Origin of the sequence: Pseudomonas sp. (genome assembly GCF_049645325.1) — a bacterium.
Lineage (GTDB): Bacteria > Pseudomonadota > Gammaproteobacteria > Pseudomonadales > Pseudomonadaceae > Aquipseudomonas.
The window spans coordinates 1-14,971 of record NZ_JBARTQ010000277.1 but is presented as its reverse complement, the minus strand read 5'-3'; the positions used below and the strand labels follow the sequence as shown (position 1 = coordinate 14,971).

General features: G+C 61.6%; 15 protein-coding genes. 10 read left to right on the top strand and 5 right to left on the bottom strand.

Going from position 1 to position 14,971, the window contains the following annotated elements; translation table 11 throughout:
• The 5 genes from WBB95_RS12385 to WBB95_RS12365 all read left to right on the top strand — a co-directional run.
• On the top strand, nt 1–327 hold a 327-nt coding region (locus WBB95_RS12385; RefSeq protein ID WP_424487862.1), incomplete at its 5' end, for a tRNA threonylcarbamoyladenosine biosynthesis protein TsaB.
• A gap of 160 nt (nt 328–487) precedes the next feature.
• Nucleotides 488–790: a hypothetical protein gene (locus WBB95_RS12380; protein WP_424487861.1), complete on the top strand. Its 303-nt coding sequence runs from the start codon at nt 488–490 to the stop codon at nt 788–790.
• A complete protein-coding gene (locus WBB95_RS12375; protein ID WP_424487860.1) occupies nt 790–1,650 on the top strand; it encodes a DUF72 domain-containing protein in 861 nt (286 codons plus the stop codon). The genes WBB95_RS12380 and WBB95_RS12375 overlap by 1 nt, the downstream gene beginning before the upstream one ends.
• Nucleotides 1,651–1,678: 28 nt before the next feature.
• The gene (locus tag WBB95_RS12370; protein WP_424487859.1) at nt 1,679–2,506 is read left to right on the top strand and encodes an isocitrate lyase/PEP mutase family protein; all 828 of its coding nucleotides are present in this window, start codon (nt 1,679–1,681) and stop codon (nt 2,504–2,506) included.
• Between the two features lie 21 nt (nt 2,507–2,527).
• Nucleotides 2,528–3,208: an extensin family protein gene (locus tag WBB95_RS12365; RefSeq protein WP_424487863.1), complete on the top strand. Its 681-nt coding sequence runs from the start codon at nt 2,528–2,530 to the stop codon at nt 3,206–3,208.
• Between the two features lie 3 nt (nt 3,209–3,211).
• Here the strand turns inward: WBB95_RS12365 and WBB95_RS12360 are convergent, their stop codons facing one another.
• On the bottom strand, nt 3,212–3,832 hold the full coding sequence (locus tag WBB95_RS12360; protein WP_424487858.1) for an energy transducer TonB: 621 nt from the start codon (nt 3,830–3,832) through the stop codon (nt 3,212–3,214).
• A gap of 96 nt (nt 3,833–3,928) precedes the next feature.
• Between WBB95_RS12360 and WBB95_RS12355 the strand changes: the two genes are divergently transcribed.
• Nucleotides 3,929–4,711 carry a class I SAM-dependent methyltransferase gene (locus tag WBB95_RS12355; protein ID WP_424487857.1) on the top strand — a complete coding sequence of 261 codons (783 nt, stop codon included), beginning with the start codon at nt 3,929–3,931 and terminating at the stop codon, nt 4,709–4,711.
• Between the two features lie 114 nt (nt 4,712–4,825).
• On the opposite strand, the gene WBB95_RS12350 is transcribed toward WBB95_RS12355, so the two are convergent.
• On the bottom strand, nt 4,826–5,461 hold the full coding sequence (locus WBB95_RS12350) for a TetR/AcrR family transcriptional regulator (protein ID WP_424487856.1): 636 nt from the start codon (nt 5,459–5,461) through the stop codon (nt 4,826–4,828).
• 93 nt (nt 5,462–5,554) lie between these two features.
• Between WBB95_RS12350 and WBB95_RS12345 the strand changes: the two genes are divergently transcribed.
• From WBB95_RS12345 to WBB95_RS12335, 3 genes are read left to right on the top strand one after another with little or no spacing between them, the layout of a single operon-like run.
• Nucleotides 5,555–6,655, top strand: coding sequence for an efflux RND transporter periplasmic adaptor subunit (locus WBB95_RS12345; protein WP_424487855.1), 1,101 nt, complete (start codon nt 5,555–5,557; stop codon nt 6,653–6,655).
• 6 nt (nt 6,656–6,661) lie between these two features.
• Entirely contained in the window at nt 6,662–9,727 is a 3,066-nt protein-coding gene (locus WBB95_RS12340) for an efflux RND transporter permease subunit (protein WP_424487854.1), read from the top strand.
• Between the two features lie 2 nt (nt 9,728–9,729).
• Entirely contained in the window at nt 9,730–10,323 is a 594-nt protein-coding gene (locus WBB95_RS12335) for a LysE family translocator (RefSeq protein ID WP_424487853.1), read from the top strand.
• Between the two features lie 514 nt (nt 10,324–10,837).
• On the opposite strand, the gene WBB95_RS12330 is transcribed toward WBB95_RS12335, so the two are convergent.
• The 3 genes from WBB95_RS12330 to plsB form a co-directional block, all read right to left on the bottom strand.
• Entirely contained in the window at nt 10,838–11,527 is a 690-nt protein-coding gene (locus WBB95_RS12330; protein WP_424487852.1) for a DUF4197 domain-containing protein, read from the bottom strand.
• Nucleotides 11,528–11,552: 25 nt separating this feature from the next.
• A complete protein-coding gene (locus WBB95_RS12325) occupies nt 11,553–11,954 on the bottom strand; it encodes a YbaY family lipoprotein (protein ID WP_424487851.1) in 402 nt (133 codons plus the stop codon).
• A gap of 64 nt (nt 11,955–12,018) precedes the next feature.
• Complete coding sequence (plsB, locus tag WBB95_RS12320; protein ID WP_424487850.1) at nt 12,019–14,526, bottom strand: glycerol-3-phosphate 1-O-acyltransferase PlsB; 2,508 nt, start codon at nt 14,524–14,526, stop codon at nt 12,019–12,021.
• Nucleotides 14,527–14,707: 181 nt separating this feature from the next.
• On the opposite strand from plsB, the gene WBB95_RS12315 reads away from it, so the two are divergent.
• A complete protein-coding gene (locus tag WBB95_RS12315; RefSeq protein WP_032891681.1) occupies nt 14,708–14,917 on the top strand; it encodes a cold-shock protein in 210 nt (69 codons plus the stop codon).
• Nucleotides 14,918–14,971 lie beyond the last annotated feature (54 nt).

Below are 14,971 nucleotides of genomic sequence, written 5' to 3'. Positions count from 1 at the left end.
GATGAAGTCTATTGGGGTTGCTACCGCGAAACGGCGGGCGAAATGCGCCTGGTGGGTGTGGAAGCGGTGCAGCCTCCTGAAGCGGCGGTATTGCCTGGTGACGCCAGCGGTGATTGGTTCGGCGCCGGTACCGGCTGGGGATATGGCGAGCGCATCGGCGTGAAAACAGTCGGCCAGGACGCCGCTATGTTGCCCCACGCCGAAGACCTGCTGGCCCTGGCACGCTTCGCCTTCGAGCGCGGCGAAGCAACTCCCGCCGATCAGGCTGCACCGGTGTATCTGCGCGATAAAGTCGCGCAAACCAAGGCCGAGCGCGGGATTATTTGACGCCAAAAATGTGCGCATTCAGGGGCAAATTTCGCCAATCGTCAGAATTTGCCCGCGCGTTTAAACCTTTTTCAAATTATGTGTTCTAGTTATCACCAGAGCATTTGCGCGCTACGGATTGCGCCACTAAAATGCCATCACCGATACCGAGTTCGCATCGATGCGTATAGACGGCTTTTCCTCACAGTCCTACCCCCTCAAGCGTAAGCCGCGTAAGGCGAACGTCACGGTGGATGATTCCGTCGAGGATTCGCCTGACTTCATCGAAGTCTTGTCCGACGCGCATTCCAGCCCCCAAGGTTCTGCCGGTGCGCGTATCAGCGGTCTTCCTGCTCGCCAGCAAGACATGGTCTTCCCCCGCTCCATGAGCAAAAGCGTCGCCACCGCCCTGGCCAGCTACCTGACCACCGCCGGTTTTGTCGAATGGGATATGGAAGTGCTGGGCCTCGACATCCACATCTGATGCGCCTGCCTTACTTTATTGGTTGCCCGTCCTGGAGTGAAAACGCCTGGCGCGAGTACCTGTACCCGGCCGACGCCCGCTCCAGCGACTACCTCTCGCTGTATTCCCAAGTCTTCAACGCCGTGGAAGGCAACACCACGTTTTATGCCCGACCCTCGGCCGCCACCGTGCAGCGCTGGGCCGAAATCATGCCTGAGGGTTTTCGCTTCACCGCCAAATTCCCCGGAGACATCAGCCATGGTGGTGATTTGCGCGAGCAGCTGCCGGCGGCGGAAAGTTTTGTGGGCCTGATGAGCCCGCTGGGCGAGCGCGTATCGCCAATGTGGTTGCAACTGTCGGCGAAATTTTCACCGCAACGGCTTGGCGAGCTGGCCGGTTTCATTGATGGCCTGGAGCGCCCGATGGCCGTGGAAGTGCGCCACCCGGAATTTTTTGCCAAAGGCGACGCCGAGCGCATGCTCAACCGCTTGTTGCGTGACCGTGGTGTCGAACGCATCTGCCTCGATCCGCGCGCATTGTTCAGTTGCACGTCCACCTCGGCTGCCGTGCTGCATGCCCAATCGAAAAAGCCCAAGGTGCCAACGCGCCCGGCGGCGCTGACCCTGTTTCCGCAGGTGCGCTTTATTGGCCACCCGGAGCTTGAGGCGAACGACCCGTTCCTGATGCCGTGGGTGGAGAAAGTCGCCGGCTGGATCGAAGAAGGCCGCACGCCTTACGTGTTCCTGCACACCTCGGATAACCGCCTCGCCGCGCAACTGGCGCTGCGCTTTCATGCGCAACTCATGGCGCGTTTGCCGGGCCTGCCGCCTTTGCCGACGCTCGATCGAGCGCCCGAAGCGGAGCAACTGGGGTTACTCTAAGGCTCTTTTTTCCCGACAGGAGTCAGTCATGGATGCCCAAACCCTTCGCGCCGAAACCTTCAAGGCCTTGCACGAGCGCGATCGCGCATTCGTGATGCCCAACCCGTGGGATGCCGGCTCGGCCATCATGCTTGCCAGCCTTGGGTTTGAGGCCTTGGCCACTACCAGCGCGGGGTTTGCGTTCAGCCTGGGGCGGCCGGACGCCGAGGGCGCGTTGTCATTGGAGGACACCTTGGGCAATGCCTCGGCGATTGTTCGGGCGACCTCGCTGCCCGTGGCGGCCGACCTGGAAAACGGCTTCAGTGACACGCCCGAAGGGTGTGCCCAAACCCTCTTACGCGCTGCCGCCACCGGGATCGTCGGTGGCTCCATCGAAGATGCCACCGGCATTGCTGCCGACCCGATCTACCCCTTTGACCTGTCCGTCGAGCGCGTGGAAGCGGCCGTTGCTGCCGCGCGCAGCTTGCCGTTCCCGTTCACCCTGACCGCCCGCGCGGAAAACCTCCTGCACGGTCGCCTCGATTTGGCTGACACCATCCGCCGCTTGCAGGCCTACGCCGAAGCCGGTGCCGACGTGCTCTACGCCCCTGCGTTGCGCAGTGCCGAAGAAGTGCTCGCGGTGGTCAAGGCCGTCGCGCCCAAACCGGTAAACGTGCTGATGTCCGGCGGCTTGAACCTCAGCGTGGCGCAATTGAGCGAGATGGGTGTGCGGCGCATCAGCGTAGGCTCTGCCATGGCCCTGGCGGCCTACGGTGAGTTCTACCGCGCCGCGCAGGAGGTGTATGAACTGGGCACGTTTACCTTCACTGACCGCAAGATGCCGTTCAGCCAGGCCAATCAGTTTTTCAAGGGCTGAGCCGTGCGCTTCAGCAGGGTGATGGGCGCGCTGTTGCTCGTGGTGGGCGCATTCGCGGTGGGCGTGTGGCGTGGTTGGGTGCCGATGCCGGCTGAGTGGAACCCCTGGGCGCCACTGGATGTGCGCGCCGCCCCGAACCTGTTGACCCGCTTCAAGCTTGGCCGTCTGCAGGATGATCCGGCGCTGTGCGACCAGGTGTTGAAAACCTCCGGTTTGCGCGTCAGCCACCAGGCGGATACACCTGCGGACGCGGCGTGCCCATTGCGCAATGTGTTGCGTGTACAGGGCGGCGAGGTGGCTTTGAGCAGCAGCTTTCTCGCCAGTTGCCCATTGGCGGTCGCCTTTGCATTGTTCGAGCGCCATAGCCTGCAGCCAGCGGCGCAGGCGGTGTTTGGTCAGGCCGTGACGCGGGTCGACCACTTGGGCAGCTTTGCCTGTCGCAATATCTATAACCGTGCAGACGGCCAACTCAGCCAGCATGCGTCGGCCAATGCCCTGGACATTGCCGGCTTCCGCTTGGCGGACGGGCGCAGCATCAGCGTGCTCAAGGACTGGCCGGGAGAAGGCGATAACGCACGCTTTTTGCGGCAGGTGCGCCAGGGTGCCTGTGATGATTTCAATGCAGTGTTGAGCCCGGACTACAACGCGGCCCATCGCAACCATTTCCACGTGGACATGGGGCGCTGGTGGGTGTGTCGCTGAGGCTCAGGCCGCCAGGCGCAAGTTGTGGAGGATCAACGGGCGTGCCCAGTGGTAGTCGAAGTCCAGGGCTTTTTGTTGCGCCACCAGTTCTTCCGTCGGGTACGGCGTGGCCGGTGGCGGCAGCAGGCCCAGTTCGAACTCGGCAATCGGCAGATGCAGCGGCTGTGGTTCCGGCGCCGGGCCTGGCTCGGGCAACGGTTGACCGGCATTCAGCACGATCGGGCGCACCCAACCGCTTTCAAAATTCTGCTGGCGCTGCTGGGCAACGATTTCTTCCGGCGCGAACGGCTCGGCGGCCGGTGGCAGCAACTCGGTTTCGAATTCAGCGATGGGCAGGAACAGCGGCTCGGGCGGGGCAATTTCGGTGTCTTTCACGTCGCACTCACGCTGGGTGAGGATCTGCGACAACAGGTCGGCGCCTTCGCTGGGTTCTATCGCAGGGTCTTTCGGTGCAGGCGCCTTGGCGGCGAGCGCCTGCGGCGTGTCGCCAAGCTGCTCGGCCAACGCACGGGCGAAGAAGTCCTGCCACACATGACTCACCCCGGCCAGCGCTTGAGTATTGCGCAGGCCGTAGTGGTTGTGGGTCGGCAGTACACCGATGGTTAGGGGAAGAATGTCTGACATTTTTCTCGGTCGACGCTCAGCTCTGGCAAAATACCTGACTGTTGTTTTTATCGGCCGCTGTTTGCCGATCCTTAATATTTTTGAGCGTAGCGATTGATGAGCGAACAACCAGCGGCCAGCCGCATTCGGGTCGAGGCTTTGGCCGAAGGTTTCCAGGCGCGTGCCGAGCAATGGGCGGCGCAGCTGGGCCTGCCGTTGCAGCTGGATGGGGCGGACTTTTCCCTGCAAGTGGGCGAGCACGGCCTACAACTGCAACAGCTGGGGCCGGACGCACCGGGGCCGGTGCGTGTGGACTTCGTCGAAGGCGGCGCGGCGCACCGGCGTTTATACGGCGGTGGCAGCGGGCAGATGATCGCCAAGGCCGTCGGCATCGCCCAGGGCGTGCGCCCACGGGTGCTGGACGCCACGGCTGGCCTGGGCAAGGACGCGTTTGTACTGGCCAGCCTGGGCTGCGACATGAGCCTGATCGAGCGTCAGCCATTGATCGGTGCCTTGCTCGAAGACGGCCTGGCACGCGGCGCGGGTGATTTCGAGGTGGCGCCGATCGTGGCGCGCATGAAGCTGCTCAAGGGCAACTCCATTGACGTGATGCTCAACTGGGAAGGCGAGCCGCCGCAGGTGATCTACCTGGACCCGATGTTCCCGCACCGTGAGAAAACTGCGCTGGTGAAGAAGGAAATGCGCCTGTTCCGGCCACTGGTGGGCGATGACCCGGACGCGCCGGCGTTGCTGGCAGCCGCCCTGGCCTTGGCCAGCCACCGCGTGGTGGTCAAGCGCCCGCGCAAGGCACCGTGCATTGAAGGGCCCAAGCCGAGTCATGCGCTGGATGGCAAATCCAGCCGGTATGACATTTACCCGAAGAAGGCGCTCAAACCTTAAATGTTCATCGGCTTGAGGGCCTCTTCGCGAGCACGCCCGCTCCCACCTTGGAATGCGTTGCAAATGTGGGAGCTGGCTTGCCTGCGATAGCGCGGGTGCAGGCAACACAAGGCTTCAGGGTCTATAGGCCCGCATAAACAACCCCACCACCTCCTGTACATGCGCCTCAGCGGCTTCCTCGCTCAGCGGCGCGCCGCAGCCATACAGCAAGCAGAAATTCGCCGTGCCCTTGAGCAGGCAGAAGAAGTGCTCCGCCGCCGTAAATGGCTTGTTGATGCTCAAGGCGCCACTCTGGTCGATCTTGCCGAGCAAACGCTCCATGCCTTGGAGCATGCGCATCGGGCCGGCTTCGAAGAATATCTGGGAGAGTTTCACGTCCTGATTGCCGGTGGTCATCATCAAACGATGCAGGTTCACCGACTCTTCGCTGTTGATCAGCCGATGAAAGCCCCGCGCGATGTTCAGCAATACGGTCTCCACCGGCATGCCCTCAGGCAGCTCGAAGTACATCACCGGCAGCTGTTCCTCGCACTTGGCCACGACTGCGGCGGTGAACAAGGTCTCTTTGTCGGTGAAGTGGCTGTACACGGTCAGTTTCGACACGCCGGCTTCAAGGGCCACGGCATCCATGCTCGTACTGGCGTAGCCATTGTTCAAAAACAGGATTTTCGCTGCTTCGAGAATTGCCTGGCGTTTTGCCATGTCCTTGGGACGCCCGGGGCTATTGGTGTTTACGCGATTGTCGGACATTTTCACCTTTATTACTGGACTGGTGAGTTTGGTATTAATAACATACCGGCCAGTATAATTATTCCTAGCTCCATTTGCGAAAGGTCCTTCAGCATGCGCAGCACTTTCCTGCCCCTTGCGTTGCCTGTCAGCCTGGTCTTCCTGTTGGCCGCCTGCGGCCATGAAGAAGCGGCCCAAACCACCATCCGCCCAGCCATGGTGGTGCAACCGCAGCCCTCGGCGCAGGCATCGGACAGCTACCCTGGCGAGGTGCGCGCACGTTATGAGCCGGACCTGGCTTTTCGCATTGGCGGCAAAGTCAGCAAACGCCTGGTGGAGGAGGGCGAGCGGGTCAAGGCCAACCAACCGCTGGCAGAACTCGACCCCCAGGATGTGCGCCTGCAACTGGAAGCCACGCGCGCCCAAGTCGCTGCCGCCGAGGCCAACCTGAGCCTGGTGCGCGCTGAACGCGACCGCTACAAGACGCTGATGGACCGTCAGATGGTCAGCCGCTCCCAGTACGACAATTCCGAAAACCTCTACCGATCCGGCGAAGCACGCCTCAAGCAGATCAAGGCTGAATTCGACGTGTCCAGCAACCAGGCCGGCTATGCCGTGTTGCGTGCGCCTCAGGACGGCGTGGTCGCCAAACGCGCGGTGGAAGTCGGCCAAGTGGTGTCCGCCGGCCAGACCGTGTTCACCCTGGCCACCGATGGCGAGCGCGAAGTGCTGATCAGCTTGCCCGAACAAGGCTTCGGCCGTTTCAAGATCGGCCAGCCTGTGTCCGTCGAATTGTGGAGCCAGCCGGACCAACGTTTCAGCGGACGTATTCGTGAGCTGTCGCCCGCGGCCGATCCGAAATCACGCACCTTCGCTGCCCGCGTTGCCTTTATCGGCGGCAAGGTCCCCGCTGAATTGGGCCAGAGCGCGCGCGTTTTCATACAGGCTGACGGCGTGATTCCGCTGTCAGTGCCGCTGTCTGCCCTCAGTGCGGAGAACGGCGCGTCCTACGTCTGGCGCGTGCAGCCCGACAACACCCTGAAACGCACGCCGGTGCGCATCGGCGCCTTCGGCGAAAAAACCGTGCCGGTGCTGGAAGGTTTGTCCCCGAGTGATTGGGTGATCGCGGCGGGCGTGCATGTACTCCATGAGGGCCAGCTCGTGCGCCCGGTGGATCGCTCCAACCGAGTAGTGGATCTGGCGGCCAAGGAGTAGTCCCCGATGGGTTTCAATCTTTCCGAATGGGCGTTGCGTAATCGCCAGATCGTACTGTTCCTGATGATCCTGCTGGCAGTTGTCGGCACCTTGTCCTACACCAAGCTGGGACAAAGTGAAGACCCGCCGTTCACCTTCAAGGCCATGGTGATCAAGACCAATTGGCCCGGGGCGACTGCCCAGGAAGTCTCGCGCCAGGTCACCGAGCGTATTGAGAAAAAACTCATGGAGACCGGCGACTACGAGCGCATTGTCTCCTTCTCGCGCCCCGGCGAATCCCAGGTCACCTTCATGGCCCGCGACTCGATGCACTCGGCGCAGATTCCGGACTTGTGGTACCAGGTACGCAAGAAGATCAGCGACATTCGCCAGACCTTGCCGCCGGATATCCAGGGGCCGTTTTTCAACGACGAATTCGGCACCACCTTCGGCAATATCTACGCGCTGACCGGCGACGGCTTCGACTATGCCGTGCTCAAGGACTACGCCGACCGCATCCAGATTCAACTGCAACGCGTGCCGGATGTGGGCAAGGTCGAGTTGCAGGGCTTGCAGGACGAGAAGATCTGGATCGAGCTGTCGAACCTCAAGCTCGCCACTCTCGGCCTGCCATTGGCGGCCGTGCAACAGGCGTTGCAGGAACAGAACGCAGTTTCCACCGCGGGCTTCTTTGAAACCCCGACCGAGCGTGTGCAGTTGCGCGTGTCGGGCAACTTCAAGACGGTCGAGGAGATCCGCAGCTTCCCGATTCGCGTCGGTGACCGCACCTTCCGCATCGGCGATGTGGCCGACATCCACCGTGGTTTCAACGATCCACCCGCGCCGCGCATGCGCTACATGGGCGCGGACGCTATCGGCCTGGCCGTGGCCATGCGCGATGGCGGTGACATCCTGGTATTGGGCAAGGCCCTTGAAGTCGAATTCGCACGCCTGCAGAAGAACCTTCCCGCAGGCATGGAGCTGCGCAAGGTGTCGGACCAACCCGCCGCAGTGAAAACCAGTGTCGGAGAATTCGTCCAGGTATTGGCCGAGGCGCTGGCCATTGTGTTGCTGGTGAGTTTTTTCTCCCTCGGCGTGCGCACCGGCATGGTGGTGGCCCTGGCGATTCCGCTGGTGCTGGCGATGACCTTTGCCACCATGTATTACCTCGGCATCGGCCTGCACAAGATCTCGCTCGGCGCGCTGGTCCTGGCGTTGGGCCTGTTGGTGGACGATGCGATCATTGCCGTGGAAATGATGGCGATCAAAATGGAACAGGGTTACGACCGGCTTAAAGCTGCGAGTTTCGCCTGGACCAGCACCGCCTTCCCGATGCTCACGGGCACGTTGATTACCGCCGCCGGCTTTTTGCCAATTGCCACCGCGCAATCGAGTACCGGCGAATACACCCGTTCGATTTTCCAGGTGGTGACCATTGCGTTGCTGGCCTCGTGGGTCGCCGCCGTGGTGTTTGTGCCGTACCTGGGGGAAAAGCTCCTGCCGGACCTGGCGAAAATTCATGCCGCCAAACACGGCGCCGATGGGCCTGATCCCTACGGCACGCCGTTCTACCAGCGTGTAAGGCGTTTGATCGAATGGTGCGTGCGTCGCCGCAAGACCGTGATCGTGCTGACGCTGCTGCTGTTCATCGGCTCGGTCGCGCTGTTTCGTTTTGTGCCGCAACAGTTCTTCCCGGCTTCCGGCCGCCTGGAGCTGATGGTCGACCTGAAACTGGCCGAAGGCGCCTCCTTGAGTAACACCGCTGATCAGGTCAAACGCCTGGAGGCGTTGCTCAAGGAACACGCGGGTATCGAAAACTACGTGGCTTATGTCGGCACGGGGTCGCCACGTTTTTACCTGCCTCTGGACCAACAACTGCCAGCGGCCAGCTTTGCCCAGTTTGTGGTGCTGGCTAAAACCATCGAGGAGCGCGAGAGCCTGCGCACCTGGTTGATCGAAACCCTGAACGAACAGTTTCCTGAGTTGCGCTCACGCGTCACGCGCCTGGAAAACGGCCCACCAGTGGGCTACCCGGTGCAGTTTCGGGTGACCGGCGAACACATTGAAGAAGTCCGCGCCCTCGCGCGCAAAGTGGCGGCCAAGGTGCGTGAAAATACCCACGTGGTCAACGTGCACCTGGACTGGGAAGAACCGAGCAAGGTCGTCTACCTGAACATCGACCAGGACCGCGCCCGCGCCCTCGGCGTGAGCACCGCCAACCTGTCGAAGTTCCTGCAAAGCTCACTGACCGGCTCCAGCGTCAGCCAATACCGGGAGGACAACGAGTTGATCGAAATCCTCCTGCGCGGCACCGTGCATGAACGCACTGAACTGTCGTTGCTGCCAAGCCTGGCGGTGCCCACCGACAACGGCAAAAGCGTGGCGCTGTCGCAGATCGCTACCCTTGAATATGGCTTTGAAGAAGGCGTTATCTGGCGCCGCAACCGCTTGCCCACCGTGACCGTCCGCGCCGACATTTACGGCAAGGAGCAACCGGCGACGTTGGTGCAGCAGATCCTGCCGACCCTGGAAGGCGTGCGTGCCGAGTTGCCGGACGGCTACCTCCTCGAAGTCGGCGGCACGGTGGAGGATTCCGCCCGTGGCCAGAACTCGGTCAAGGCCGGGGTGCCGCTGTTTATCGTGGTGGTGCTGACCTTGCTGATGCTGCAACTGCGAAGTTTCTCACGCACCGCGATGGTGTTTCTCACAGCGCCGCTGGGCTTGATCGGAGTCACCTTGTTCCTGTTGGTGTTCCGCCAGCCCTTCGGTTTCGTCGCCATGCTGGGGACGATCGCGCTGTCGGGGATGATCATGCGTAACTCGGTGATCCTGGTGGACCAGATCGAACAGGACATCAAGGCAGGGCTGGCGCCGTGGCAAGCGATTATTGAAGCCACGGTCCGACGCTTCCGCCCGATTGTGCTCACCGCCCTGGCGGCGGTGCTGGCGATGATCCCGCTGTCGCGCAGTGTGTTCTTCGGGCCCATGGCCGTGGCGATCATGGGTGGGCTGATTGTGGCGACGGCGTTGACCCTTTTGTTCCTGCCGGCCCTGTATGCTGCGTGGTTCCGAGTGAGGAAGGACGTCGCGTAATCATGCTGGTCACTGTTTCAGCCCTGCTGTTGTTATTGCTCGCCCCCGGCCCGACCAATACCCTGCTGTTCCGCGCCGGGGTACTGTTCGGCTACCGGGCCTCCTGGGCGCTGGCCTTGGTCGAGTGCCTGGCGTACCTGTTGCAGGTGTCGATGTGGGGCGTGGCGCTGCTTTATCTGGCCGCCTACTCACCCTGGGCGTTGAAGGCCACGCAACTGGTGGCTGCTTGCTACCTGTTGTACGTCTCGTATTCGCTGTGGCAGCGCAATAACGATGATGTCGACGCGAGTCGGGAGCGTTTTTCAGGGCAATCCTTTTTCTGGCTCACCGTGATGAACCCCAAAGGTCTGCTGATCGCTTCGTTCATCGCGCCGGCCGGCACCTTTGCCACGCTGCAGGGGTACGCCGGGTTCATGGCTACGCTGGCGCTGGTGGTGATACCGGTTGGCACGGCCTGGATCGTGCTCGGCAGCCGTTTTGAAGGGGTTCAGAAAGCGTGGCTCACGCCGCTTAAGATCAACCGCGCGACGTCCTTGGCCATCTGCTGTTTTGCCACGCTGATGATGGGAAGGCTGGCCAACTCGGTCATGCACTGATCGGGCTTCGAGCCGGTTTTACATGCCGATGCAAACCGCCCTCGACACGGCTGGAACGTTTCTACTGTTCACTCCACTTAGAAATGCCTGATGGACAGGCAAAGGTGTCGACTTCGCCGTCAGGCGGTCGAGCCTCTTTCAATGAGTTTATGGAGTGCCAGATGTCTTTTTTTAATGCCATTGTCAATTTCAAAATCGCGCTGTTGGAGGCGCTGGTGGGCAATCATTCGCCCCACAAAGGTTATGAGAGTGCAAAGCCGCAGACGCCGGGGTATGGAAAACCTCGCCACCACCACCACCGGTCTTATTCGAGCCAGCCGGGGTTTAATCATACCCAGCCCGCCAAACCGGCTTACGGCACTCCACACCCAAACCCACACCCACACCCGGCTAATGAGCATCAGATGCCCAGCCGGCCTGTGTATCCGCTGTGTTCATTGAGTCGCTAAGAAGTTAGCTGATGATTGCTGCACCCAGGTCCGCGGCAAGCGGCCTGGGCGCAGTGAGGGGAGGGTTACAGCGCGCCAAACACCTTTTTCGCCAAGCTGGTGGCCGCGGCCGCCGGGTTCTTGCGAATGGTTTCTTCCTGTTGGGCGATCATCTTGAACAAGCCGTCCAAGGCTTGCTCGGTCACGTAGTTTTCGACGTTGGCGCTCTTGGCATCCACGGCGCCAAAGGCTGCGGCCTTGCCGGCCAGAGCGTTGTACTGTTGCGCCACGCCAACCTTGTCGGTCGCAGCCTTGACGATCGGCAGGAACTTGGCGCGGATCTCTTCACGGCTGCTTTTGTTCAGGTACTGAGTCGCCGAATCCTGACCGCCGGTGAGGATGCCCTTGGCGTCGGTCACACTCATGTTTTTCACCGCATTGACCAGGATCGGCTGAGCCTGGGTCACGGCCGTTTCCGCCGCCTTGTTCATGCTGGTTTCCAGTTGCGTGACCTGGTCGCCCATGCCAAACATTTTCAGCTTGTCGGCGACTTTGCCCAATTTGCCAGGAAGGCCGATTTTCACTTGCGGGTTATTGCTGAAACCACCGGGTACACCCAGTTGTTTTACGGCGATCTGTGCGCCTTGGGTCAGTGCGTCCTTGAGGCCGCCGGAGGCGTCGCCCTGGGACAGGCTGCTGAGGTCCAGGGCCATGGCGTTGGCACCGAACAACAGGCCGGCGCACAGGGCAGTGAGGCGAAGAGAGTGACGGAGCATGGGCGCTTCCTTAAGTGTGTTTGATTCAGTGAGCAACAGCGTCGACACGCAAGCGCAAGGGCTGTGGGTCCTGGCCATTGAGCTGCACAGCGTGCCGTTCGGTGGTGATGAACAGTAGCTTGCCCTCCAGCTCGATGCGAGCGCTGACCGCGTAAGTGTGGCCCGGTTTGACGTGGGCCGGGTCGTAGCTCAGGTGAAACGGCAGCGGCACCTGGCCTTTGACCGGGCCTTTCTGTTCGGCCAGGGTCACGGCCGGGGCGTCCATCAGGGACACGTCCTGCAGGCTCACGCTCAAGGTGGCGGTGGGCGGCAAGGCGATGCGCTGCAGGTAGAACACTTCGCCGTCGAGGCTGGCCTTGGCGGCTGGGGTCATGGATTGGCAGGCTCCGAGCAGGGCGGTCAGGCCCAGGAGGATGATCTTTTTCATGGTACAGCTCCTTTTCAGCGGCGCCGGCATCCAACCGGCGCCTGTTTAAATCCCGCGGCGTTCGTCAGCGTTGTTCGGCTTGCGGTTCAACCGGTGCTTCTGCCGCGCCATCAACGCGGTGCAACGCCACCTGGCGGATCGAGAGGCGAATGTCGGCCGGCAGCACGCGTTTCGCTGCGCCTTCGGCCAGTTCGCCGAGCAGGTCGTGGTAGCTCAATTTACCCGCTTCATCGCGGCGCAGCACATCTTGCTCCAGCAACGTCTGGATGAAATGTCGGAAAAGGCTCTTGTCGAAAAACTCCGGGGCGTTGAGGCCATGCAGGATCGACAGGCGCTGGGCCATGATCGTGCACAAGTCTTCCAGTTCTTCGGCGCTGATGCTGTTCTGGCCGCTGTTGAGCAGCAGCGAGATCGCCATGTAGAAGCGTTGCAGCGTCTGGGCGATGCTCTTTGACAACAGCGTCAACAGTACAAAGTGCCGTGAGCTCGGCGCCGGGCGCAGGTACACATTGTTCTCCAAACGCAGCAGGCCCTGTTCGACAAACGCCTCCAGCCACTGGTCGACGACCGCGTCCAGCTCCTCCAGCGACCAGCGGATAAACAGCTCCGATTGCAGGTACGGGTAGAGCGCGCGGGTGTAGCGCAGGATCTGTTCGCGGCTCATGCGCGAACTGCTCTGGAAGAAACTCGCCAGCAACGCGGGCAGGGCGAAGATGTGCAGCACGTTGTTGCGGTAGTAGGTCATCAAGACGGCGTTCTGCTCGTCCAGGTACACAATCTTGCCCAGGGCGTCGCTCTGCTCCGAGAGCAGGTCCATGTCTTTTACGTGTTTGATCAGCGCCAGGCCATCGCCTTCCGGCAAGGTGGTGTGCGGTGAGTACGGCACGCGACGCAGCAGCGCCAGGTACAGGTCGAGTTGGCGCGCCATGGCCTGTTCGTCCAAGGCCAGGCGTGTGGTGGACAACAGCGCCAGCGCCACCAGGTTCACCGGGTTGACCGCCGCCGCTTCGTTCAAGTGGCGGGCCACCTGCTCGCTGAGGCGGTTGGTGGTCTCGTTGAGCCACGCCGGTTTGTAGTTCGGGCCCAGCGCCTGGGTGCGCCAGTCGGGTTGTTCGGCGTCGAGGAACTCGGCCAGTTTGATCGGCTCGCCGAAGTTGACCGCGACCTGGCCAAAGCGCTGCTTGAGCGCGCCGACCACTTTGAAAATATCGAAGATCGACTCTTTCTTCTTGCTCGCACCGCGGAGTTCGCCAAGGTAGGTGCGGCCTTCCAGCACGCGCTCATAACCGATGTACACCGGCACGAACACGATCGGCATGCGCGAGGAGCGCAAGAAGCTGCGCAGGGTGATCGCCAGCATCCCGGTCTTCGGTTGCAGCATGCGCCCGGTGCGCGAGCGTCCGCCTTCGACGAAGTACTCTACCGGGAAACCTTTGGTGAACAGGGTGTGCAGGTATTCGTTGAACACCGAGGTGTACAGCGGGTTGCCCTTGAAGGTGCGGCGCATGAAAAACGCACCGCCACGGCGCAGCAGGCTGCCGATCACCGGCATGTTCAGGTTGATGCCGGCGGCAATGTGCGGCGGGGTCAGGCCGTTCTTGAACAGCAGGTACGAGAGCAGCAGGTAGTCGATGTGGCTGCGGTGGCAAGGTACGTAGATCACCTCGTAGCCCTGCGCAACCTTTTGCACGCCTTCGATGTTATTGACCTTGATGCCGTCGTAGATTTTGTTCCAGAACCAACTGAGCACCACTTCGAGGAAGCGGATCGCGGTGTAGGTGTAGTCCGAGGCGATCTCGTTGCCGTAGCGCAGGGCCTGGGCCTTGGCTTTCTCCGGGGTGATTTTTTCGCGTTCGGCCTCATCGGCGATGGCCTGGCGCACCAGTGGCATGTTGACCAGGCCTTTCACCAGGTTGCGGCGGTGGGACAGGTCGGGGCCGATCACGGCGGTCTTCAGGTTACGAAAGTGCACCCGCAGGATGCGCTGGGCCATGCGCACGGTGCGTTCATGACCTTTATTGTGCTCGATCAATTCACGCAGGTTGATAGGCGCGGAGAATTGCACACGGGTCTTGCGGCCCAGGATCAGGATGCTCAGCAACCGGCGCAGGCGGCCGGTGACGGCCCAGCTGTCGGCGAACAGCAGTTTCCACGGGCTGGATTCGCTCTCCGGCGACTGCCCCCAGAACACGCTGACCGGAATGATTTGTGCATTCTCTTCGGCGTGCTCGGTCAGGGTGTTGACCAGGCGGGTCAGGGTCGGCGGCGCACCGCGCTTGTCCTGGCGGCCGAGCCAATCCGGTTCTGGCGTGAGGTAGAAGAACGCCGCCGGTTCCAGCAGCGGGCCGACCGACACCGGCAGCACCGGGCGCGGCAGGCCGGCCTTGGTGCACTCCTTGTCGACCACCGCCAATTCGGTGAGGGAAGGTGATTGCAGGACGTAGAACACCGGCCGGCTGCGGTCGAGGTTAAGGGTTAGGGACGACTGGTTGATCGTCTCCGAGCGAACCCAGAGGTACAACAGTCGGCGCAAGGTGCCAAACACCAGACGGCGGAACGGGGAGCGGGTCATAGGCGTGCTGCTTCAAGTGGAAAAAACCGAGCAGGCGCTCGGGCGGGTAGTGTGCCGTATTCGCCGAAAATCGGCAAAAAAGCAGCGATGTAAACTTGAGTTGATCGTTTTTGAGCCTGTCTTATACTCGGCAGTTCAATGCACGCGACTCAACAATAAAATGCATGTGGGAGTTAAACAGATGGCAACGCGCGAAACCGGCAATGTGAAGTGGTTCAACGATGCAAAGGGCTATGGTTTTATTCAACGCGAAGACGGCAAGGACGTGTTTGTGCACTACCGCGCCATTCGCGGTGATGGCCACCGCTCGTTGGCCGAGGGCCAGCAGGTGGAATACGCCGTGGTAACCGGCGAGAAGGGGTTGCAGGCGGAGGATGTGGTGGGGTTGTAACCCGGTTTTTTGCTACACCGCTGAACCCATGTGGGAGCGGGCTTGCTCGCGAAA

Bases quoted from the DNA above. Each gene is read 5' to 3' on its own strand.
- WBB95_RS12315 (WP_032891681.1), top strand. From the start codon at position 14,708: ATGGCAACGCGCGAAACCGGCAATGTGAAGTGGTTCAACGATGCAAAG.
- WBB95_RS12340 (WP_424487854.1), top strand. From the start codon at position 6,662: ATGGGTTTCAATCTTTCCGAATGGGCGTTGCGTAATCGCCAGATCGTA.
- WBB95_RS12380 (WP_424487861.1), top strand. From the start codon at position 488: ATGCGTATAGACGGCTTTTCCTCACAGTCCTACCCCCTCAAGCGTAAG.
- WBB95_RS12365 (WP_424487863.1), top strand. From the start codon at position 2,528: ATGGGCGCGCTGTTGCTCGTGGTGGGCGCATTCGCGGTGGGCGTGTGG.
- WBB95_RS12335 (WP_424487853.1), top strand. From the start codon at position 9,730: ATGCTGGTCACTGTTTCAGCCCTGCTGTTGTTATTGCTCGCCCCCGGC.
- WBB95_RS12345 (WP_424487855.1), top strand. From the start codon at position 5,555: ATGCGCAGCACTTTCCTGCCCCTTGCGTTGCCTGTCAGCCTGGTCTTC.
- WBB95_RS12355 (WP_424487857.1), top strand. From the start codon at position 3,929: ATGAGCGAACAACCAGCGGCCAGCCGCATTCGGGTCGAGGCTTTGGCC.
- WBB95_RS12330 (WP_424487852.1), bottom strand. From the start codon at position 11,527: ATGCTCCGTCACTCTCTTCGCCTCACTGCCCTGTGCGCCGGCCTGTTG.
- WBB95_RS12370 (WP_424487859.1), top strand. From the start codon at position 1,679: ATGGATGCCCAAACCCTTCGCGCCGAAACCTTCAAGGCCTTGCACGAG.
- WBB95_RS12360 (WP_424487858.1), bottom strand. From the start codon at position 3,832: ATGTCAGACATTCTTCCCCTAACCATCGGTGTACTGCCGACCCACAAC.
- WBB95_RS12350 (WP_424487856.1), bottom strand. From the start codon at position 5,461: ATGTCCGACAATCGCGTAAACACCAATAGCCCCGGGCGTCCCAAGGAC.
- WBB95_RS12375 (WP_424487860.1), top strand. From the start codon at position 790: ATGCGCCTGCCTTACTTTATTGGTTGCCCGTCCTGGAGTGAAAACGCC.
- plsB (WP_424487850.1), bottom strand. From the start codon at position 14,526: ATGACCCGCTCCCCGTTCCGCCGTCTGGTGTTTGGCACCTTGCGCCGA.
- WBB95_RS12325 (WP_424487851.1), bottom strand. From the start codon at position 11,954: ATGAAAAAGATCATCCTCCTGGGCCTGACCGCCCTGCTCGGAGCCTGC.